Here is a 20,047-nt window from a genome sequence, read left to right as displayed (position 1 = left end):
GCGACGTGGCCTTTGTTTTGGTTTTAGGCTGCTTCTTTCTGAGCCCGCTCGATTAACCGCGCTTCGGTCTCGTGGTACTGTTGCTTCAACTCGGGCGGCCATTCTTCATCAGTGAGGATTCCAGAAACTTTGCCAAGGTGCCGAAGCACAGACAAGCGGCCTCGTGCGTCCAGTTTCTCAATCCCCTCGCTGATCCGATCCAGGCCCTTGTCCATTTCTTCTCTGCTCATTCTCGTGTCCTCCTGTGGGTTGTTGTTAGAGTTCAATAAGGGGAAGGCCAAGTTTTTTTTGCTGCTTGTGGCCTTGGCGACGACCTTGTCGAAACGGTCAATAGCTTTCTGCAACTGTAAGCACATGTACTGTCTCTGGATGCTGTTGGGGCTAGTCTCCTGTTTTTCGCGTCTTTTCATCGTCTCCTCCATGTTGTGCCCCCAATGGGCCGGCTTACGCTTGGCTGGTCGACGTCCTGACCCGGCTTCGCTTGAATGCCTCGACTGCCTCCTCTTCATACCGCACGGCACTTTTCCCTTCGCCAAGTTTTAAGAAAGGAATGCCCCCGCCGGTAATTCTCTTGCGGCGGAGCCAGTGGACCGACATGCCGATTTGTTCGGCGACCTCTCGTTCTTTAAGGAGCCTCATATCACCTCCGGTTTATGATTGCGTGCTTAATTTTAAGCATGTATCATAATTAAGCACCATCTGGCGTCAATGTCAATGCTTATTTTTAAGCAGGTATATTTTTTGTGCGAGGTTTGTAAATGGGGAAAGGGAGAGGCGGAGGTAAAACACCCACCAGGGTGGTCGAACTACTGAAACAAGCTGTTGAGGGGTCAAGTCAAGTTGCTGTGGCCAACGCTACTGGCTTAACCCGCTTGACGGTCCAGCGTTATCTAAAAGGTATAGGCGAACCATCACAAGAAACATTGGGGAAACTCGCCAGTTATTTTAAAGTCTCGGTGGGCGAGCTCAGGGGAGAAGCCTACGCTTTTAATGTTGAGAAAGCCGAACCTTATGTAAACGATATTTTTGAAACCGTAAAGGACCTGGTTGAATCGAACGGCCCCGATAGAAGGTTATTAAAAATTCTGGACTGCACAAAACAATTATTCGCAATCATTGCTGACGCGGACCGTGAGTATCTGGTGGAATTGAACACAAACAAAGAGTTCATAGAAAAAATGTCTCCTCTTTTTGACCAGTTGAAGGATAAAGATCCTACTGTTGATTGATTCTTGCGGTTGCCAGTTCCACCACCTTACCACCGACACCCTGCACCATAAGCCGCTCAATCTCGTTAGCAATAGCCTGGAGGGGCCCGCGAAGGTCGTCAACCTCACGGCCGTCGTAGTGCTTGCCCGTAACAGAACCATCAGCATGATTTGTCAGCCGGTCGGCCTCCTCATGAAAGTGTAGCTTTTTACCAATCGTGATGAAAGACCTCCGGAGCCCATGTACCGTAAGTTTAAGACCTGTTCTGAACTGGAGCAGATCGGCCTTCAAAGCGACGTGCCCCGTCTTACTCTTGTTATTGGCATAAAGGGAAGGGAACACAAAGGGGTTGCCCTTGGGGTTCTCTGTTTGCCGCCGCTGCAGAATGGCCAGGGATTGCCTAGATAAAGGCACATGCAGGATCTTCGTTTTGGTTTCTGGCAGCGTCAACGTCTCATTTCCGAAGTCAACGAATTCCCATCGTAGGCCGGCTGCCTCACGGTTTCGTAGACCATGATAGAGGCAAAAGCGATATGCATCTTGAGTGATGGCATTGAAGCCGCCCAACCCCCCCGAGAAAATCTTGAAGTCGTTCCCCCTAAGGCAATCATTCCGGCTCTTCGTCTCTGGCCACAACCCAGCCTGGCCAATGACCGAGCAAGGGTTTACCTGTACCACCGAAGGGAACTTTACCATTGCGTAATTTAAGATCGCCTGCAGCTTTCCAAAGGCATTCTTTGCAGCCATGGGACCGTTATTGTTTTCTACATCCTTGAATCGATCTATCATTACGCTCGGAGGGATCTTCGCTATCTCGGATAACGGCATATCCAACCAGGTTGGAAATTTGGCCGGGATGTCGGAACGGTAGGCACTTTCAGTCCTCGGACCGAATGCCTTGTCGGTGAGGTGAATCTCCATCATCCTTGCAAGCGTCGGCACGTTTGACGGAACAACCGGCTTTCCTGCCCGGAGATCCTGCAGGAGCAACCGCGCCTTCCCACGTGCCTCCTCAGGGGTAAATTCTCCGAATGCCCCTACCTTGGCCTTGCGGGTAACGAATTTGCCCTTTGCTGGGTCCATTACGTCTGTCTGGACATAGAAGACGCGGGCGCCCCTGTGCCTCGTCCCCGCCTTATCCAGAAAGTCGGCCGACACCCTCAGCAAGAAACCTCTCAGCTCGTTGTCGAAATAATCCGCCCTCCCCGATGCAGGCGGAATGATCTGGCGTATCTCACGCAACGTAAGGTTGATCTTTGGCATGATTGGCACCCTTCACTTTCCTACCCATGACCATCAACCCGCAACTCGGGTAGGACATGGGGAGGTTTAGAAATAAAAAAACCGCTAAAGTTGTATTAAACCTTAGCGGCTCTCCTGGTGCAAAGTCAAGCGTAAATTATTGATTATACGAATGTTTGCCAACTCATATCAACATGAACAAACTACTCAATATGCATGGGCCCCTTTTGGAGACGCTTATAGTAGAAGTTCTGGCCGTAAAGTACGGCAGCGGGGTTGTGGCCGGTGACGCGGTCCTTCACCACCAAGGTGGTCACCGGGGCCTTAGAGTACTTGTTGAAGAGCATGTCGTGCCCGACGCACAGGCCGACGATCATGTTCATGTCTGTATCGAGATCATTGCAGATCTGGGCTTGGGCGATCGGGTTGCAGGCTGGTTCGAAGGTGCCCGGACGCACCTTGTCGCTCTCGGCGAGCCCCAATTCCTTCTTATCAATGCTCCCCGCCTTGCAGCAGACGCTTAACGGAGTAAACCCCTGGGCCTTCAGTATCGCGACCAGCCGCTCGGATTCCTCGAGGAGGCCGATGCAAGTGGCGATGCCTATTCTTTGGTATCCCATGAGCTTTGCGAAAGCGATGGTGTCCTCGACCCGGGTCCAGCGTGCGTTGACCGCATCGCTGCCGGGGATGGGTTGGTAGCAAAGCCCTTCCACGCGGGCCGCCACGAACGCCATCTTGGCGTCCTTGCTCTCCCCTTTCATCAGCTCCGCCGTTTCCTTGACCACCTCGGCGTGCCGATCGGCAGGGCAGTTGCCCGGCCTGGGCGGCGCCGTCTCGGGATCCCCGCTCCAGCAGTTGGTGGTCCCTTTTTTCTGCCATACCGCGCTGCAGCTCGCGCAGGTGACGTCAGCATACTCCTTTTCCATGTCGCCCTCCTTTACCCCTAAGCCGGGGTCGGCTCCTGGATCAACACGTACGGTGAGATGATCAGGCAGTTGAAGATCTTCCCCTTGTCGGCATCCCATGTCTGTATCTGCTCGAGGCTCGGCTTGGTCAAAAGTCCTGTAGAAAGCCAGCGCTGCACCTGCTGCACCTCGTCCGCCGCGAGCGCGGCACCCACCTCGGCCAGTTCCAGCAGCGGATCCACCACGATCACCCCGCCGCGCTCCAGATGCGCCCGAAGCGAAAGCCAGTCGGTGATATCTACCTTGGTGGCCAGTTCCTCCCTGGTATCGGTCATCTCTTACTCCTATTCGAAAGATTTCTTGAAGTCGGCGATAGTCTGGCGCAGGGCCGCCACCTCCTCGCGCAGGCTGGCAACCTCCTGCTCCAGTTCCGCGATCCGCTCGCCCGCCGCGCCACCCCTCGCGCCTTCCGACGCAGCCGACAGTTCGGCAAGGTCCGGCTCGCCGGCAAAGAGCTGGCAGTAGCGCGGTTCTTTCCGCCCGGGCTGGACCGGCAGGCGTGTCACCAGCGAAGGCGTCCGTTCCATCAGGTCCTGCAGCACCGCCTCCACTTCGGCCAGGTCGGCAAAGGCGTACATGCGCTCACCGCGAGTCCTCAGCTCACCGACCGTCTGCGGGCCGCGCAGCATCAGTTCGCACAGGAGGGCAAGCTCGGCGGGGGTGAACCGGAACTTCTCCACCAACGCGTGACGGTACTTGGAAACTCTGCCACCGGCACCGGAGAGCAAGGCGAACTGTTTGAAGCGCAGACTGTCGAGCGCGCCGGTGACCTGGTACTCGTCGAGGTTGGTGACGGGATCCCGGTTCGATTTCTGGTTGCAGGCATTCACCAGCGCGTTCAGGGAAAGAGGGTAGTACTCAGGCGTGGTCAGTTCCTTCTCGACAAGCGAACCGAGCACTCTGACTTCGATAGCATTGAGGGTCACATCCATGGGAAAGCTCCTTTATCCGGGGGCTTTAGATCATCAATAGAACAACAGGCCCTGCACCTTGCGCCATACCCGGGCGTGAAGTCGCTCCAACTTACTAGATTCCCGGACACGGTTCAATGCAAAAAGAGCGGTTGCAGCAGCGAAGACTCTTGTGTTGTATAACATCATTTTATTTGTTATGGTATGGCGCAGTTACGCTGCAGCAGCAAATCCGCGTAAGGAGATGACATGGCGGCTACCCTGGACCAGAAGAAGATCAACAAGACGATAAAAATTTTTGCCGTGGCACAGTTCGGGCTGATCGCCCTGCTGATCTATACTGCGGTCAACTTCCAGCAGCGGCTGCAGGCATTGAACAGAGGCTATCGCTTCATGAGCGGCGTGATCTATGCCTTCGTGATCCAGGTACTGCTCTTCTATCCCATCTTCAGGTTCGCCTCGAAAGAAGCCGAGCGCGATCTCGCCCTGGCCGGGAAGGAACCGACCCCGGAGGAGGCCAAGGAGTTCGCCAAGAAAAAGAGGTGGACCGACGTGACCAAGATGTCCGTCCTGGGCTTCTACTTCATCTTTGCCCTGGCGGCGCCGGCGGATCCCTTCGTCCTCAGCGTCATCATCTACAGCTTCCTGCTCACCGTGCTTACCTACCTGCAGTGCTACAGCTTTGCAGTGAAAAAAGGCTCCAAAGCAAGCTGAGCGAGAGGTGAATTGAAATAAAAGTCGGCTGCCACCAGATTTTGCTGGACTAGCGGGCACCGTCCCACGTACCATCCCGGAATAGCTTCGAGCTAGACATCAACCCCATAAAGAAGGAACCGAGTAAAAATGGCAATTGCAAAGCAAGGCGACAAAGTACGTATCAACTACACCGGCAGCTTGGAAGATGGCACCATCATCGATACCACCATCGGCGATGCCGGTTGCTGCGAAGATGACGATTGCGGTTGTGGCGATGACGGCTGCGATGATGACGGCTGCGGCTGCGGTGAGCACGGCCCGATGGAGATCACCGTCGGCAACGAGGACTTCTTCCCGCAGATCGAAGAGGCCCTGGTCGGCATGGCGCCGGGCGAAAAGAAGACCATCGTGATCCCGGCCGAGGACGCTTTCGGGGAGTACGACGAGGACGAGGTGTTCGCCATCAGCCGCGAGCAGCTCACCGGCGACATCGAGCCGGAGGTCGGCATGGAGCTGGAACTGACCGGCGATGACGACGAACCGGTCGACGTAGTCGTGGTCGAGGTCAACGAGACCGCCATCGTGGTCGACGCCAACCACCCGCTGGCCGGCGAAGACATCACCTACGAAATCGAACTGCTCGAAATCCTCTAAGCACATCGTCCCCGCTTGCGGGGCACAAGTTACCTAAACCAAGCGTGGGGGCGAATGATAATTCGCCCCCACAGTTTTGAGAGCAGAACGCCGGGCAAGGAACTCTACCCCCTAGGCAGAAACGCATCACCCTGAAGAACATGCCGAATACTCAAGAAAATCCCACTACCAATTCCCAAGCCAACAACGTGCTCCCCTGGAATCCCGGGGAAAAACCGCTCATGCTCGCGCCCATGCAGGGGCTCACCAACCGTGCGCTGCGCGAGCTGTTCACGACATGGGTGCGTCCGGACGTGGTCTGGACCGAGTTCATGCGCGTCAATTCGCAGTCGGAGAAGAAGCTCCTGATGCCAGGGGACGTGCGCGAATGCGCGGCAGAGGAGAACGGGGTGCCGCTGGTGGTCCAGCTGATCGGGCACGGCCGGGACGCGCTGGTCGCTGCGGCGAGGACCGCGCAGAAGGCAGGCGCGGTGCACATCAACCTGAACATGGGCTGCCCTTACGGGCGTATGACCAGCGGGCTTACCGGCGGCGGGATGCTGAAGCGGCCGGAACTGCTGGAGGAGATCATCCCCGCGCTGCGTGAGGAGATCAGGGGATCATTCTCGGTGAAGATCCGCGCTGGCTACGACGATCCGCAACAGATCTTTACGCTCTTGCCGCTCTTCGAGCGGGCCCGCGTCGACTTCCTGGTGTTGCACCCACGCACGGTGCGCCAGGCCTACGAGGGAGTCGCCGACCACGCCGTCACCGCGGAGGTGATCAAGCGGACCGCCATCCCCGTCATCGCTAACGGCGACATCAGGAGCGCGGCTTTCGGGCTGGAACTGCTGGAGAAGACTGGTGCGGCGGGGCTCATGCTCGGGCGCGGCGGCATCGGCGAGCCGATGCTATTCGAGCGGTTGCGCGGCCGTGCCTGCGCCGAGCCGGACGTGGCCGAGAGGCGTTCCATGCTGCATCGTTACCTGAGCGACCTGCTTCCGCTCTACGGCAAGCTTTTTTGCGGCGACATGCAGGTGCTGGGCAAGATCAAGGGAGTGGTTTCCAACGTCGACGACCACGAACTGGAGCGCGAACTGAAACACCTCAAACGCGCCAAGAACCTCTCCGCTTTCCGCACCGCCGTTGCGGAACTCGCCGCCTGATCCCTGGTTCGCGAATTGCGAACCGTGAGTCGCCGGCCTCGTGCCTTTTAACTAGCCCCCCGCTCCTAGTCCCTACCCGCCCCTCTAAGCGCTTTTCTCCCAGTAGTCCCTGGCGAAGAAGAACAACGCTGCCGCGACCGCCTGCACGCCCACCGGCACCAGGAACGCGGAGTGGAAGGCCTGCACCGTCGCTTCCGGCGTAGTCTTGCCGACGGCGTCGATAACCACCCCCATAATCTGCTGCACGGAAGCCGCCCCCAACAGCACGAAGAGGTTAATGGAGGTGAGCGCGGTGCCGACGATGGAGACCGGGAACATGGAGCGGTTGATCGGGTAGATCATGACGCCGCTCGAAACGGCGAGCCCCAGGCAGAAGAAATAGGCGCCCAGAAGCAGCAGGGGAAGATGATCGAGCGGCCCCTGGAAGCCGATCATCAAAACCAGCAGCACAATCTGCCCCCAGAGAAAGGTCTTCTTGTAGGAGTGAAAAAGCTTGCGGGCAACGGAGTCGATGACGAGGCTGCCGCAGATGAACCCTATCGAGGTGAACATCAGCATCCGTCCCGTTTCCTCGCGCGTCAGCTTGAGCACCTCCATCAAGTACGGCCCGCCCCACAGCCCCTGCACCGCCAGATAGCATCCGTACCAGGCGAAGGCGAGCCCCGCGAGGAGCCAGAAGTCCCGGTTGGTGGTCACGTGCTTCCACGCCTGCAGCATCCCCATCTTGGCCGGCGCCGGCTCACCGGCGCCTTCCACGGCAACCGCCGGACGATCCCGCACCAGCAAAAAGACGAGCACCGTGGCTAGCGCCTGCATGATGCCAATGCCCAGGAACGAGTTGCGCCACCCGATCCACGCCACCGCCAGCGCGAGCGGCGCGGTGCCGGCCAGGTTCCCCATGTTCCCCACCGCAACCATGAGGCCCGACACCTTCCCGAATTCCTGCTTGCTGAACCAGTGGCTGAAGAGGCTGAAGGTCGCCATTAATACCGAGGCGGTCCCGATGCCGATGAGCACTCGGGCGACCAGGGCCTGTCCCATGTTGCCAGCCTGGGAAAAGAGGATACCGCCGATGGCGGTCAGTACGCCGCAGCCGCTGATCACGATGCGGCTCCCCAGCCGGTCGATCATCGGTCCCAGCGGGACCTGGGCGGCCGCATAGACGTAGAAAAGGATACTGGAGAGGGAGCCCAGTTGCGCCGGGGTGAGTTCAAGGTCGCGGGAGACGTCCTTGGCGACGACGGCCAGGGATACGCGGTAGAAATAAACCAGGATGTAGATCAGGGACAGGATGAAAAAAATCAACCAGCGCTGGCGGCGCTGACGTGCATCGATCATGTATACGCTCCTCCGCCGCGCACTCTAGCACAGCCCTTGGCCAAACTCAACAAGGTCCCGAAATCACATGGCAACTTGTGGAACAAGCGTTTTCGGGTACTCTCATAAACTACTTCAAGTGTCGAGAGAAGATAACCCTCACCCCACCCCTCTCCCCAAAAAGAGGGAGTTGCAACGGAGGATGCAAAATGTTCCTGGAAAGCGATGTGAAGCTTGGCTTCAGCGACGTGCTTATCAGACCCAAGAGATCCAATCTGAAGAGCAGGGCCCAGGTCGACCTGCAGCGGCACTTCCGGTTCCTGCACAGCAAGTACGATTGGAGCGGCATCCCGGTGATCGCGGCCAACATGGACACCACCGGTACCTTTGAGGTAGCCGACCGTCTCGCGGAGCACGGGATGCTGACCGCGCTGCACAAGCACTACACGATCGCCGATTGGGACGCCTGGCTCACCGACCACAACCACGGCGACGACATCTACAACCGCATCATGGTCAGCACCGGCACCTCGGACAGCGATTACGAGAAGTTCTCCACCATCATCGCCAACCATCCGAAGCTGCAGTTCATCTGCATCGACGTCGCCAACGGCTACGCCGAGAGCTTCGTCGAGTTTGTGCAGAAGGTGCGGGACGGGTACCCCGACAAGACCATCGTGGCGGGCAACGTGGTCACCGGCGAGATGGTCGAGGAGTTGCTGCTGTCCGGCGCTGACATCGTCAAAGTCGGCATCGGTCCCGGCTCGGTCTGCACCACCCGCGTCAAGGCCGGGGTAGGTTACCCGCAGTTATCCGCAGTTATCGAGTGTGCGGATGCGGCGCACGGCTTGGGAGGGAGAATTGTTTCCGACGGCGGCTGCACCTGCCCCGGGGATGTCGCCAAGGCCTTCGGCGGTGGCGCCGACTTCGTCATGCTGGGGGGAATGCTGGCGGGCCACGACGAGAGCGGCGGCCAGATCGTGGAGCGCGGCGGGAGGCAGTTCAAGCTGTTTTACGGCATGAGCTCCGCCACAGCCATGGACAAGCATTCCGGCGGGGTGGCGCATTATCGCGCCTCGGAAGGGAAGACGGTGGAAGTACCCTATCGCGGCCCCATCGACGAGACGGTGCGCGACATCCTGGGCGGGGTGCGTTCAGCCTGCACCTACGTGGGAGCCTCGGCGCTCAAGGAGTTGACCAAGCGCACCACCTTCATCCGCGTGGGGGAACAGGAAAACAAGATTTTCGGGTAACGGCAAAGAGCGTAACAGCGGTTACGCGAAGAACACGAAGTATCCGCAATGAACGCAAAAGGCTCCAGGTAAAAAAACCTGGAGCCTTTTGCACCTGAGCGGTTTGCGACAGGTCACCTTCCTTTGATTGTTTCCATCGCCGCCTTCATCCGCCTGAGCGCCTCCCGCAGCAGTTCGCGGCGGCAGCCAAAGTTGAGCCTCACGTAACCGGCAAGGCCGAAGTCGCTCCCGCCGGAAAGGCCGACGCCAGCCTCCTCGAAGAACACCACCGGATCCTCGATGCCGGTGTGGCGCAGATCGATCCAGGAAAGATACGTCGCCTCCACCCTGGCCACGGGAAGCCCGAGCGCAGTCATCTCTTGTTCCACAAGGTCCCGGTTGCCGCGCAGGTATTCCAGCAGCTCCTGGCGCCACTCCTCCCCGTCACGATAGGCCGCCTCGGCTGCAGTGTAGCCCAACAGGTTCACGTGCGGCACGATCCGCCCCATCGCCTTTTTGAAAGCGCGGCGCAGCGCGTCGTCGGAGATGACGGCGAAGGAGCAGCCCAACCCGGGAACGTTGTAGGTTTTGCTCGGCGCCATCAAGGTGATGGTGCGCCGGCTGGTTTCCGGGGAGAGGGTCGCGATCGGGATGTGCCGCATGCCCGGCTCCACTACCAACCCAGCATGGATGTCGTCGCTGCAGATGACGAGATCATGGCGCGCCGCGAAATCGTCCAATGCTGCCAGTTCCTCGCGGGTCCAGACCCGCCCTACCGGGTTGTGCGGGCTGCACAAAAGGAGCTGCCTCGTCCTTGGAGTGACTGCTGCCTCCAATGCCTCCATATCAAGGCCCCAGCGACCCGCCTGGCAGACCAGGGGGACGTTGATAGCGTTGCGGCCGGATAGAGGAGGGGCGGACATGAAGGGGGGATAGACCGGCGTGAAGGTAATGACGTCGTCACCGACCTCCCCCACCGCGCGGCAGCTCACGTTGAGCCCGGTAACGAGACCCGGCAGCCAGACAATCCACTCCTTGTGCACCTGCCAGTCGTACTCCTCCTGCAACGAATTGATCACCGCCTGTACCAGTCCCTGCGGCGGCGCCGTGTAGCCGAAGACGCCGTGCTCCACCCGCTCGTGCAGCGCCTTTATGATGGCAGGGGGCGACTTGAAATCCATGTCCGCCACCCAAAGGGGGATGATGTCGCGGTCGCGGTACTTGTCCCACTTCTCGCTCGCGGTGCCGCGCCGGTCGATGATCTCGTCGAAATCGAACTTCTTCTGCGTCATTTAAGCTCCCATACGGTCAGTTCGGAAATACCGTGCTGGAACTTGCGGCGCGTCTCCCGTATCACGAAGGGAACATCGCGCGGCTCGCCCAGCATCCGGAAATGAGGTGCCAGCTCCGCCTTGAGTGCATCCAGGGTCCACACCGGCTCGCCCGCCTCCCGGTAGCCACCCAGCCACTCCTCTTTCTTGGTGTACTCCTCGAGCCAGGTGTACGGGGAAACCAGCACCAGGAGCCCGCCGGGGTTGATCCTGCCGCGGATGGCCGCCAGGAAGCGGCGCGGCGAGTAGAGCCGGTCCAGAATGTTGGCGGCGAGCACTAAGTCGTAGCCGGAGAACTTGTCGGGTAGGTTGCAGGCGTCCCCCTGGTAGAACTGCACCCGGTCCCGCAGGGGGGCAAGCCCCAACTCCTCCAGGCTCAGCTCATGGAAGGAAACGATGTCACCCTCTTCCGGGAGTGCGTAGCGCAGGTACCCTTCCTCCTGCATCCGCGCCGCCAGACGGAAGAACCTGCTGGAGAAGTCGATTCCCGTCACCCTGTCGAAGCCCCTGGCCAGTTCGAAGCTGGCACGCCCCACGGCGCAACCGAGGTCGAGGGCATGCCCCCTGGCGCGCCCGGATGTTACCTCCAAACAAACGTCGGCGCAAGCCTTGGCGAAATTGGGAACCCCGAAGTGCTCGGGACCGTAGTGGGCGTCGCAGTATTGCGCGGTCAGCGCATCGGTTTCGTAGGGATCCTCGTTCAGTTGCACCGGGTTGTCGCTTTCCACGTAACGAAAGCCGGCGTGCTGGAAGAAGTGGCGCCGGAAGGCGTAGCGCGACTCGCGGGTCGCCTCGTTGCCGGTGGAGATCCAGGATCCTCCCTTGATCAGGTTGTGGCGCGTATCAAAGGTCGGCGTCGAGAAGTCGTCGTACCAGGGATGGATACGGAAACCGTGGAAGGCATAGATAGGCGTCTCGGTCCACTGCCAGACGTTGCCCACCACGTCGAAGAGCTGTCCGAAGCGGAAGCGGTCCACCGGGCAGGACGAGGCCCAGTAGGCCAAGTTGATGTTGCCCGGAGCATCGCGCCACTCCTGCGGGTCGCGCACACCCGCCAGGTCGTAGATCCGATACCACTCGTCCTCGCTGGGAAGGCGGATCCGCTTCCCGGTCTTGTCGGCGAGCCAGTTGCAGAAAGCCTTCGCCTCGAGGTAATTCACCTCCACCGGCCAGTTCCACGGGAGATCGATCACCTCGACCATGGTGCGCAGTCCCCAGCCGTGCGGGCGCTGCACCCAGAACAGCGGGTGCTCCGCCTGTTTGAAGGTACGCCAGTGCCACCCCTCTTCCGTCCACCAGCGCTCCTCCCGGTAGCCTCCGGCTTCCACGAAGGAGAGGTATTCGCGGTTGGAAACCAGGTACCTCGCCGCTGAAAACTGCTGCAACTGCGCTTCGTGGTGCCCGTACTCGTTGTCCCACCCGTAGAGTGGATGCCCTTCTTCCTTGCCCAGCACCACCTGCCCGCCGGGAACGGGAACCAGTTCGTTTTCCGGGGCCGCTCCGGAATCGCGGCAGATCTCCCAGAACTCGTGGCGGCGCACCCGGTCGATGGGAAGCTGCCGGATCAGCACGGAGGAGGTTTCCAGGTGGATCCGCTCGTGCTCGATCCCCATGATGATCGCCCAGAATGGGCTGTCCCAGGTAATGGGGAGGGTGAGCGGCAGGGTCTTGATCAGCCCGCTGACCAGCTCGCGCACCTGGTCGCGATACGCCTTCACCTCGGCCCGCGTCGGCCAGTCATAATGGGTCTCGTCCAGGTCGTCCCAGGACATCTCGTCCACGCCGACGGCAAACATGGCCTCCAGGCGCGGATCGATGCGCTTCTCGATGACCCGGGCGATCACCAGCTTGTTAACGAAGAACGATGCCGTGTGTCCGAAGTAGAAAATGAGCGGGTGGCGCAGCCGGTCCGCTCTCAGGTAGAAGGCCCCGTCGTCCTTCAGGGTATCATAGAGCAGCTCATCTATGGTAAATGTCGCCTCGAAGTACTGCTGTATCTCAGCGCGCTTCTGTTCAGGATCCCCTTCATTCAGTACGATGCTGTGTGTCTTTCTCAGGTCCATGTCCGCCCCTCACATTCCCTCTGTCATTGGTTTTTTTTTGGAGCTGTATCTGCCGGTCGTTCCAATGATACCAGATCTTTTCTTCCAGTCGTCGTACGTGAGCCTGAGACAATTTCCTGATATTGACATCCCCGGTCGTCACATTATCCTTTTCGCTGGTTGGAACTTCCCAGGAAGGAACCATTTTATGAACTACAAGACCGCAATAGTGTGGGTAGCGGCCTGCGTCGTGCTGGCACTTTTCCTCTTTGGTACCGTGGGTGGTTCAATGATGAGGATGCCTGGCAAAACCTACAAGGGACCGCTCCCCCCTCTCACCCCCGAGCAGAAGCTACTCAGCGATCGATTGCGCGAGCATGTCCTGGTGCTGGCAGGTCAGATCGGGGAGAGGAACCTCGCCAATTACCACGGGCTGCAGGACGCGGCGCAATACGTCGGCGACCGGCTCCGGGAGTATGGACTCAAGGTCAATGAGCAGAGCATCTTGATAGAGGGGAGAGCAGTGGCGAACCTGGAAGGGGTACTGCAGGGAACTCGGGCTCCCGACGAGATCGTGGTCATCGGCGCCCACTACGATTCCGCCCCCGGCACGCCCGGCGCTAACGACAACGCCACTGGGGTGGCGGCCCTGCTGGAACTGGCGCGAACCTTCTCCACCGTGCGGCCGGAGCGAACCGTGCGCTTTGTCGCTTTCACCAACGAGGAGCCGCCGCACTTCCAGGGGGGCACCATGGGGAGCATGATTTACGCCCGCCGTTGCCGGGAGCGGGGCGAGAAGATTGTGGCCATGCTGTCCTTGGAGACCATGGGGTGCTATTCCGACCAGCGCGGGAGCCAGCAGTACCCGGCCCCGCTGGGGCACTTCTACCCCGATACCGGTAACTTCATCGCCTTCGTGGGCAACGTCAAGTCACGAGACCTCGTACGTCGGGCCATCGGGACCTTCCGGCAGAGCGCCCGCTTTCCGTCCGAGGGAGTGGCCGCGCCGGAGACGCTCCCCGGCATCGGCTGGTCCGACCAGTGGTCGTTCTGGCAGGTCGGCTACCCCGGCATCATGATCACCGACACCGCACCCTTCCGCTATCCCCATTATCACCAGCCCTCCGATACCCCAGACAAGGTCGACTACGACAGACTAAGCCGCGTGGTGGCAGGCCTCGACCAGGTGGTGGCAGTACTCATTCGGAAATAGAGAATGGAAGTAGGGGCGGTCAGACGAGCCCGAGGTCGACACGTCTGCCAAAGACTTTGGCGATCTTCTCGAGCGTCTTGATGGTGGGGTTTGCCTTACGGGGATTTTCCAGGCGCTGGTAGACCTGGTAGGCGATGTGGCGCCCTACAGCGGCCGCGGGTTGCAGAGGAAATCCTCCGAGTCGGCCTTGGCGCGGCACCGGTTACAGACGAATTTTGGATGAGCCGAGTGTTTGTCGATCTCCTCGATCCTTCCCTCGTGTTTTAATTGGCACATATGCGCCGGGTGTTGTTTCGGAGTGGGGCAACTTTCGTTCTCGCTCATGGCGTTCTCCTTTTTTCTGGACACGTCCCTATCATAACAGGTCTGGTTCCGTTTGGTAGACACACTTCATATATTCTAATTGACCTGGAAGAATGAAAGTCTTATATAGATCCGAGCAAGTGGTCAGGCTTTGTCAGAGGAGGAACAATGGCCCTGAAGGACGTGCGGATACTGATAGTTGACGACGAAAAGTTCTATCGCGACTCGTTGCGCGACATACTGGGCAGGATCGGTTTCACCGTGGTCGCCGAAGCGTCAGACGGGATCGAGGCAGTACGGATGTTCCTCACGCATCGTCCCCATATCGTGATCATGGACGTCTACATGCCGGTCAAAAACGGCATCGACGCTACCAGGGAAATGATCGCGCTCAACAAGAACGCCAACGTGCTGACCAGCAGCGCCTCAGATTGTCCGAGCGACACCAACGCCGTGCTGAAAGTGGGGGCCAAGGCGATACTCAAGAAGCCCTTTGAGCCCAGGGAGATCTACGACACCATCAAGCACGTCCTTGGCGGCAGCTGAACCGCAACAAGCTCTTTCTTTTCTTCTTTGCTCCATATTTCATGCTCAATTTCCCTTTAGCCTGAAGACAATGGCAACGTGTCCGGGATAAAGGAGAATCGAGATGAAAAAGAAAATCCGGTATCTGATTGCACTCGTGGTGTTACCGTCACTCTTGTCGGCCTGTGTTGTCGTGCCTGTGGATGATTTTTACGGCGGGCACCGCCACGGAGGCTACTACGGAGACTACGACGGCCGCTACAGCCGCGGCTCGTACGGCTACCGCAGGTAATTGCCCACAAAAAACCCCGATGGAACTGTCCCCTGCACCTGGGGACGCCGTCGGGGTTTTTCGTACCGGAAGGCAGCGACTTCAGTAAACCTGAACCTGTTTTTCTAATGTAAGGGTTGCTTTAAAATAAATGACGTCTGCTTTATTTTAAACCAAACCTACTTTTTCTAATATGCGACCTTATTTAAATTTCGTGAGGCCTGCTTCTGCCGTCGAGCTCTCTTCCACCTAACGGCGAAGATGCTTTTTATATTTTTTGCCTCTACTTTTCAGCCGAAGTCACCTTGACAATCTACAATACTCCCTCGCTTTTTCCGAATAAGGACTCTTTCGATTTCGAAGTGGTCCTGTTTCGCTAATGAGTAACCCGCTTTAAATTAAACATCCCCATGTTTTTCTTATTCATGGTCTTGTTTATTTTAAACACGACCCACTTTATTTTAACTACGACCTTCTTTAAATTAATCACGGCCTCATTTCGCGCGGGCGCGAGGCGCTTTTGTTTATCCAGGACCATCTCCCATTTGCCGCTCGGTGCAAATTAATTACCGCACCTGCACGTCAAAACGTTAGGGCCTCTTCGCAGTAAAAATTGCCCGTAGCGGCGCCGGGTGTCCCTCGATCGTCTTTTCCGCATCAGCAGGATCGAGAAAATCCGCCAGCGACTCGAACTGCATCCACTGCGTCGAACGTTGCTCCTCACGGCTGGTGCGGTTGGTATCGACGCAGGCGATTTGCGTGAAGCCACAGCGCTGCAGCCACAAGGTCATCGCCCCGATGGAGGGGAGGAACCAGACATTGCGCATCTTGGCATAACGTCCTGGCGGCATGAACACGGTCTGCGTGTCCCCTTCCACGATCAGCGTCTCCAGCACCAATTCTCCCCCCGGGCGCAGACACCCCTTGAGTTCGTAAAGATGGTCCAGGGGAGATCGACGATGATAAAGGACCCCCATGGAAAAGACGGTGTCGAAACAGGCGAGATCGGGGGGGACGTCCTCGATGCCGATGGGAATGACTTGGTGCTGCGGATCGCGCAGGTAACGCTGCATCACCTGGAACTGCTGCACCGAAAGCAGGAACGGCTCGATGCCGAGTACGAAGTCAGCACCGGCGCCGCGCATGCGCCAGCCGTGATAGCCGTTGCCGCAGCCGACGTCGAGCACGTTACGCCCCTCGAGGGGCTCGATGTGGGGCACAACGCGGTCCCACTTCCAATCCGAGCGCCATTCGGTATCGATGTCGATGCCGAAGAAGTGGTAGGGCCCTTTCCTCCAGGGATGAAAAGCCTGCAGTGTGGCGATGACCTCTGCGGAGTCAATTGCGACGAGGTCGGCGCTGCAGCCGATGGTGACATTGTCTTTCAGCTCGATCCGGGAGGGCATTATCTCCGGCAGCGACTGCAGGGCGCTTTGCCACCCTGCCAGCTTGCCGTGGCTTTCCAGGAGCAGTCTCTCCGGCAGGGACGCTTGCAGTTGCTCCGCCCAGCGCTCCTGCCCCATGGCGGCGAGTCGGGAGTAGAGGGTGTCGTAGTTCATTTCATGGCGACCATTGAAGCGAAGTTGAAACACTGGAACCAGAGCTCGGAGGAGGAAAAGCCCGCGGCCCGCAGCCGCTCATGGTGACAGGCGAGAGTTTCCGGGATCATCACGTTCTCCAGCGCCGACCGCTTCTGGCTGATCTCGAGATCGCTGTAGCCGTTGGCCCGCTTGAAGTCGTGATGCAGTTCCACATGGAAATGCTGCCGTTCCGGTTCACTGAAAGCGATTTTTTCTGAAAGGATCAGGATGCCGCCGGGGTTGAGTCCCGCGTGGATGCGCTCAATCAGCGCCAGGCGCTGCGTCGGGGGGATGAACTGCAGGGTGAAGTTGAGGACAACCACCGACGCGTTCTCGATGGTGACGTCCTGGAGGTCGGCACAGGTCATGGTCACCGGGACTGTCGACCCGGTGTCGCGGGCGAGGAGTTCACGCCCGCGCTCGATCATGGCGGGGGAATTGTCGACGGCGATGATATCGCAATCCGGCTGGCTGATGCGCTGGCGCATGGAGAGGGTGGCCGCCCCGAGCGAGCAGCCGAGATCATAGCAGTGGCTTCCCGCCTGTGCGTATTTGCCGGCGAGGATGCCGATGTTGGAGATGATCATGCCGTAGCCCGGCACGGAGCGTTGGATCATGTCGGGAAAGACCGCCACCACCCGTTCGTCAAACTTGAAGTCGATCATTTCCTGCAGCGGCGCAGCGTAGATAGCATCCTTCGTCTTTGTCACTGTCTTCTCGTCCTTTTTACTCAGGTATCCGTAAAAAAGTCGAAGATAGCGGGTTTGGCGCTGAACATCAACACCTTGTTGTCCCATTGTATTCAAATCACCTTACCTGCTCGCGGTGGGGGTGCCATCTTCACTCTCCCGCTATTTACATGTGAGACGTTGTTGGTAACATTAATGAGCCAAAACGGCCATTACTGTCGAGGAGTTGCATCATGCAAAAGACCATGCGCGCATTGGTTAAGAAATACCCGAAGCCGGGGCTGTGGATGGACGAGGTCCCGGTACCGGAGATGGGGATCAACGACGTCCTGATCAAGGTGCACAAGACCGCGGTCTGCGGCACCGATCTGCACATCTGGGACTGGAACGCCTGGGCACAGAAAACGATCCCGGTGCCGATGGTGATCGGCCACGAATTCGTGGGGCGGGTGGTGGCGATGGGGAGTAACGTCGCCGACCTCAACATCGGGGACATCGTCTCCGGCGAGGGACACATCGTCTGCGGCCGGTGCCGCAACTGCCTGGCCGGGAGACGGCACCTGTGCAAGGACACCAACGGGGTGGGCGTGAACCGCACCGGCGCCTTCGCGGAGTACATCTGCATCCCGGTGACCAACGTCTGGCACGCGGATCCCTCCATTCCGATGGAGATCCTGAGCATCTTCGACCCCTTCGGCAACGCGACCCACACCACCCTAGCCTTTCCGGTCCTGGGTGAGGACGTGCTGATCACGGGCGCGGGGCCGATCGGCATCATGGCTACCGCCATCGCACGCCATGCCGGGGCGCGCTACATCGTCACCACGGACATGAACCCGTATCGCCTCGACCTGGCCAAGAAGATGGGGGCGACGGTGGCGCTCAACGTAAAGGAGCGGACCCTCGCGGACGTCCGCAAGGAACTTGGTATGAAGGAGGGATTCGACGTCGGCCTGGAGATGTCCGGCAATGGCGTGGCCTTCAAGGAGATGCTGGCCAACATGTGCCACGGCGGTAAGATCGCCATGCTGGGGATCCCGTCGGGAGACCTGGCCATCGACTGGAACCAGGTGATCTTCAACATGCTGACCATCAAGGGGATCTACGGCCGCGAGATGTACGAGACCTGGTACCTGATGCAGTCGCTCATCAAGATCGGGTTGGATCTCGCCCCGGTGATCACGCACCGGATGCACTACACGCAGTTCGAGGAAGCCTTCGAGGTGATGAGCAGCGGCAACGCCGGGAAGGTGATACTGAACTGGGTGGAGGAGTAGGTGGAAGGTCTCCCCTCTCCCAGAGGGAGAGGGAAATGGACTTCAAAGGAGTTTGACAATGGCTGATAAGTTCGCCTGGATAACGGAAGAGATGACCGCCCTGGAAGGGCAGGGACTGAGGACCAACATCCGCACCATCGGCTCGGCCTGCGGGCCGTGGATGGTGGTGGATGGCAAGAGGGTACTCAACTTCTGCACCAACAACTACCTGGGGCTCGCCAACCATCCGCGCCTCAAAAAGGCGGCGCAGGATGCGGTGGATGAGTGGGGCGTTGGCCCGGCGGCGGTACGCAGCATAGCGGGGACGCTGGAATTGCACCGCAAGCTGGAGCAGCGGCTGGCGGCGTTCAAGGGGGTGGAGGATGCCCTCTACGTGCAGTCGGGCTTCTGCGCCAATCAGGCCGCCATCCCCCCTATGGTGGGCAAGGGTGACGTCATCTTCACCGACCGGTTGAACCACGCCAGCATCATCGATGGCTGCCGGCTCTCCTCCGCCAAGATCCTGGTCTACGAGCACTGCGACCTGGCCGACTGCGAGCGGGTCATCACCGAGAACATCGGGCAATACCGGCGGGCGCTCCTCATAACCGACGGGGTCTTCTCGATGGACGGCGACGTGGCTCCCCTGGACAAGCTCTTCGAGCTGTGCGAGCGCCACGGCATCATCACCATGGTGGACGACGCCCACGGAGAAGGAGTGCTCGGCCACGGCGGGCGCGGCATCGTAGACCATTTCAAGCTCAACGGAAAGTTCGACCTGGAGATCGGCACGCTGTCCAAGGCTTTCGGCGTCATGGGCGGGGTGATCGCGGGCAAAAAGGTGGTCATCGACTGGATCCGCCAGAAGGCGCGTCCCTTCCTCTTCTCCAGCGCGGTAACCGCCGCGGACACCGCCGCCTGCCTTGCAGCCGTAGACTTGTTGGAGGAGAGCACCGCGCTGGTGCAAAAATTGTGGGACAACACGCGCTACTTCAAGGAAGGAATGCGCCACGCCGGTTTCGACATCGGTGCCAGCGTCACTCCCATCACCCCGGTGATGCTGGGGGAGGCGACCATGGCGCAGGAATTCTCGCGCCGCCTCTTCGCCGCGGAGCCGGGCATCTTCGCCATGCCCATCGGCTTCCCCACCGTCCCCCAAGGGAAGGCGCGCATCCGCGTCATGATCAGTGCGGCTCACACGCAGGATGACCTGGAAACAGGTCTCAAGACCTTCACCAACATCGGCCGCGAGCTCGGCGTGATCGGCTGAGCATGCTCTTTGCTCCCTCCCCCTTCGGATCAGGGGGAGGGACTTCTTCCTTCGGCTACCTCTCCAAACTTTCCCACGACTCAATAGCTTCAGTCCATGCGACACAACCTGCTCAGTTCACACACTCATCCATAGTCACGCTTTCACATTTTGATTAAAGCTATACCTTGAGCCATCCGATATTCCATCAAAGTAA

The 20,047-nt window shown here is 59.0% G+C and carries 23 protein-coding genes; 10 read left to right on the top strand and 13 right to left on the bottom strand.

Features of this window, described 5'->3' with window-relative positions; all coding sequences use genetic code 11:
- Positions 1-23: 23 nt before the first annotated feature.
- Both K7R21_RS14730 and K7R21_RS14725 read right to left on the bottom strand, forming a co-directional pair.
- Entirely contained in the window at positions 24-410 is a 387-nt protein-coding gene (locus K7R21_RS14730) for a hypothetical protein (RefSeq protein ID WP_224984046.1), read from the bottom strand.
- 34 nt (positions 411-444) lie between these two features.
- Positions 445-639 (bottom strand): helix-turn-helix transcriptional regulator, encoded by a 195-nt coding sequence (locus K7R21_RS14725; protein WP_224984045.1) that lies wholly within the window; start codon positions 637-639, stop codon positions 445-447.
- A 119-nt stretch (positions 640-758) separates the two neighbouring features.
- Here K7R21_RS14725 and K7R21_RS14720 point away from each other — a divergent pair, with 119 nt between their 5' ends.
- Entirely contained in the window at positions 759-1,229 is a 471-nt protein-coding gene (locus tag K7R21_RS14720) for a helix-turn-helix domain-containing protein (RefSeq protein ID WP_224984044.1), read from the top strand.
- Here the strand turns inward: K7R21_RS14720 and K7R21_RS14715 are convergent.
- The 4 genes from K7R21_RS14715 to K7R21_RS14700 all read right to left on the bottom strand — a co-directional run bounded on the left by K7R21_RS14715 (position 1,216) and on the right by K7R21_RS14700 (position 4,348).
- Positions 1,216-2,472 carry a tyrosine-type recombinase/integrase gene (locus tag K7R21_RS14715; RefSeq protein WP_224984043.1) on the bottom strand — a complete coding sequence of 419 codons (1,257 nt, stop codon included), beginning with the start codon at positions 2,470-2,472 and terminating at the stop codon, positions 1,216-1,218. The genes K7R21_RS14720 and K7R21_RS14715 overlap by 14 nt on opposite strands.
- A gap of 182 nt (positions 2,473-2,654) precedes the next feature.
- Positions 2,655-3,377, bottom strand: a complete 723-nt coding sequence (locus tag K7R21_RS14710) for a DUF1847 domain-containing protein (RefSeq protein ID WP_224984042.1) — start codon at positions 3,375-3,377, stop codon at positions 2,655-2,657.
- Between the two features lie 17 nt (positions 3,378-3,394).
- Complete coding sequence (locus K7R21_RS14705) at positions 3,395-3,691, bottom strand: DUF2288 domain-containing protein (RefSeq protein ID WP_224984041.1); 297 nt, start codon at positions 3,689-3,691, stop codon at positions 3,395-3,397.
- Between the two features lie 9 nt (positions 3,692-3,700).
- Positions 3,701-4,348, bottom strand: coding sequence for a YceH family protein (locus K7R21_RS14700; protein ID WP_224984040.1), 648 nt, complete (start codon positions 4,346-4,348; stop codon positions 3,701-3,703).
- Positions 4,349-4,576: 228 nt separating this feature from the next.
- On the opposite strand from K7R21_RS14700, the gene K7R21_RS14695 reads away from it, so the two are divergent.
- The 3 genes from K7R21_RS14695 to K7R21_RS14685 all read left to right on the top strand — a co-directional run bounded on the left by K7R21_RS14695 (position 4,577) and on the right by K7R21_RS14685 (position 6,822).
- Positions 4,577-5,041: a hypothetical protein gene (locus tag K7R21_RS14695; protein ID WP_224984039.1), complete on the top strand. Its 465-nt coding sequence runs from the start codon at positions 4,577-4,579 to the stop codon at positions 5,039-5,041.
- A 129-nt stretch (positions 5,042-5,170) separates the two neighbouring features.
- The gene (locus K7R21_RS14690) at positions 5,171-5,677 is read left to right on the top strand and encodes an FKBP-type peptidyl-prolyl cis-trans isomerase (RefSeq protein WP_224984038.1); all 507 of its coding nucleotides are present in this window, start codon (positions 5,171-5,173) and stop codon (positions 5,675-5,677) included.
- 221 nt (positions 5,678-5,898) lie between these two features.
- Positions 5,899-6,822: a tRNA dihydrouridine synthase gene (locus K7R21_RS14685; RefSeq protein ID WP_224984037.1), complete on the top strand. Its 924-nt coding sequence runs from the start codon at positions 5,899-5,901 to the stop codon at positions 6,820-6,822.
- An 84-nt stretch (positions 6,823-6,906) separates the two neighbouring features.
- Here K7R21_RS14685 and K7R21_RS14680 read toward each other — a convergent pair whose 3' ends face one another.
- Complete coding sequence (locus K7R21_RS14680; protein ID WP_224984036.1) at positions 6,907-8,160, bottom strand: MFS transporter; 1,254 nt, start codon at positions 8,158-8,160, stop codon at positions 6,907-6,909.
- A 188-nt stretch (positions 8,161-8,348) separates the two neighbouring features.
- Between K7R21_RS14680 and K7R21_RS14675 the strand changes: the two genes are divergently transcribed.
- Complete coding sequence (locus K7R21_RS14675) at positions 8,349-9,392, top strand: GMP reductase (RefSeq protein ID WP_224984035.1); 1,044 nt, start codon at positions 8,349-8,351, stop codon at positions 9,390-9,392.
- Between the two features lie 113 nt (positions 9,393-9,505).
- Here the strand turns inward: K7R21_RS14675 and K7R21_RS14670 are convergent, their stop codons facing one another.
- The gene (locus tag K7R21_RS14670) at positions 9,506-10,663 is read right to left on the bottom strand and encodes a MalY/PatB family protein (RefSeq protein WP_224984034.1); all 1,158 of its coding nucleotides are present in this window, start codon (positions 10,661-10,663) and stop codon (positions 9,506-9,508) included.
- The gene (gene ovoA / locus K7R21_RS14665) at positions 10,660-12,765 is read right to left on the bottom strand and encodes a 5-histidylcysteine sulfoxide synthase (protein WP_224984033.1); all 2,106 of its coding nucleotides are present in this window, start codon (positions 12,763-12,765) and stop codon (positions 10,660-10,662) included. The genes K7R21_RS14670 and ovoA overlap by 4 nt, the downstream gene beginning before the upstream one ends.
- Positions 12,766-12,952: 187 nt before the next feature.
- Here ovoA and K7R21_RS14660 point away from each other — a divergent pair, with 187 nt between their 5' ends.
- A complete protein-coding gene (locus K7R21_RS14660) occupies positions 12,953-13,957 on the top strand; it encodes a M28 family peptidase (protein WP_224984032.1) in 1,005 nt (334 codons plus the stop codon).
- A gap of 19 nt (positions 13,958-13,976) precedes the next feature.
- Here K7R21_RS14660 and K7R21_RS20855 read toward each other — a convergent pair whose 3' ends face one another.
- Both K7R21_RS20855 and K7R21_RS14650 read right to left on the bottom strand, forming a co-directional pair.
- Positions 13,977-14,156 (bottom strand): helix-turn-helix domain-containing protein, encoded by a 180-nt coding sequence (locus K7R21_RS20855; protein ID WP_224984031.1) that lies wholly within the window; start codon positions 14,154-14,156, stop codon positions 13,977-13,979.
- Entirely contained in the window at positions 14,102-14,281 is a 180-nt protein-coding gene (locus K7R21_RS14650; protein WP_224984030.1) for a hypothetical protein, read from the bottom strand. The genes K7R21_RS20855 and K7R21_RS14650 overlap by 55 nt, the downstream gene beginning before the upstream one ends.
- A gap of 147 nt (positions 14,282-14,428) precedes the next feature.
- On the opposite strand from K7R21_RS14650, the gene K7R21_RS14645 reads away from it, so the two are divergent.
- Together K7R21_RS14645 and K7R21_RS14640 are read left to right on the top strand one after the other, a co-directional pair.
- The gene (locus tag K7R21_RS14645) at positions 14,429-14,806 is read left to right on the top strand and encodes a response regulator (protein WP_224984029.1); all 378 of its coding nucleotides are present in this window, start codon (positions 14,429-14,431) and stop codon (positions 14,804-14,806) included.
- A 103-nt stretch (positions 14,807-14,909) separates the two neighbouring features.
- Positions 14,910-15,077: a hypothetical protein gene (locus K7R21_RS14640; RefSeq protein ID WP_224984028.1), complete on the top strand. Its 168-nt coding sequence runs from the start codon at positions 14,910-14,912 to the stop codon at positions 15,075-15,077.
- Positions 15,078-15,646: 569 nt separating this feature from the next.
- Here the strand turns inward: K7R21_RS14640 and cmoB are convergent.
- Both cmoB and cmoA read right to left on the bottom strand, forming a co-directional pair.
- Positions 15,647-16,615 carry a tRNA 5-methoxyuridine(34)/uridine 5-oxyacetic acid(34) synthase CmoB gene (cmoB, locus tag K7R21_RS14635; RefSeq protein ID WP_224984027.1) on the bottom strand — a complete coding sequence of 323 codons (969 nt, stop codon included), beginning with the start codon at positions 16,613-16,615 and terminating at the stop codon, positions 15,647-15,649.
- Positions 16,612-17,346 (bottom strand): carboxy-S-adenosyl-L-methionine synthase CmoA, encoded by a 735-nt coding sequence (gene cmoA, locus K7R21_RS14630; RefSeq protein WP_224984026.1) that lies wholly within the window; start codon positions 17,344-17,346, stop codon positions 16,612-16,614. Before cmoA ends, cmoB begins: the two co-directional genes overlap by 4 nt.
- Positions 17,347-17,558: 212 nt before the next feature.
- On the opposite strand from cmoA, the gene tdh reads away from it, so the two are divergent.
- A complete protein-coding gene (gene tdh, locus K7R21_RS14625; protein ID WP_224984025.1) occupies positions 17,559-18,602 on the top strand; it encodes an L-threonine 3-dehydrogenase in 1,044 nt (347 codons plus the stop codon).
- A 58-nt stretch (positions 18,603-18,660) separates the two neighbouring features.
- Positions 18,661-19,851 (top strand): glycine C-acetyltransferase, encoded by a 1,191-nt coding sequence (locus K7R21_RS14620; RefSeq protein ID WP_224984024.1) that lies wholly within the window; start codon positions 18,661-18,663, stop codon positions 19,849-19,851.
- Positions 19,852-20,047 lie beyond the last annotated feature (196 nt).

This window comes from Geomonas agri (assembly GCF_020179605.1).
Taxonomy (GTDB): domain Bacteria; phylum Desulfobacterota; class Desulfuromonadia; order Geobacterales; family Geobacteraceae; genus Geomonas; species Geomonas agri.
Note: the sequence above shows the minus strand (reverse complement) of the source record. Positions and strands in the feature narration are given on the sequence as shown.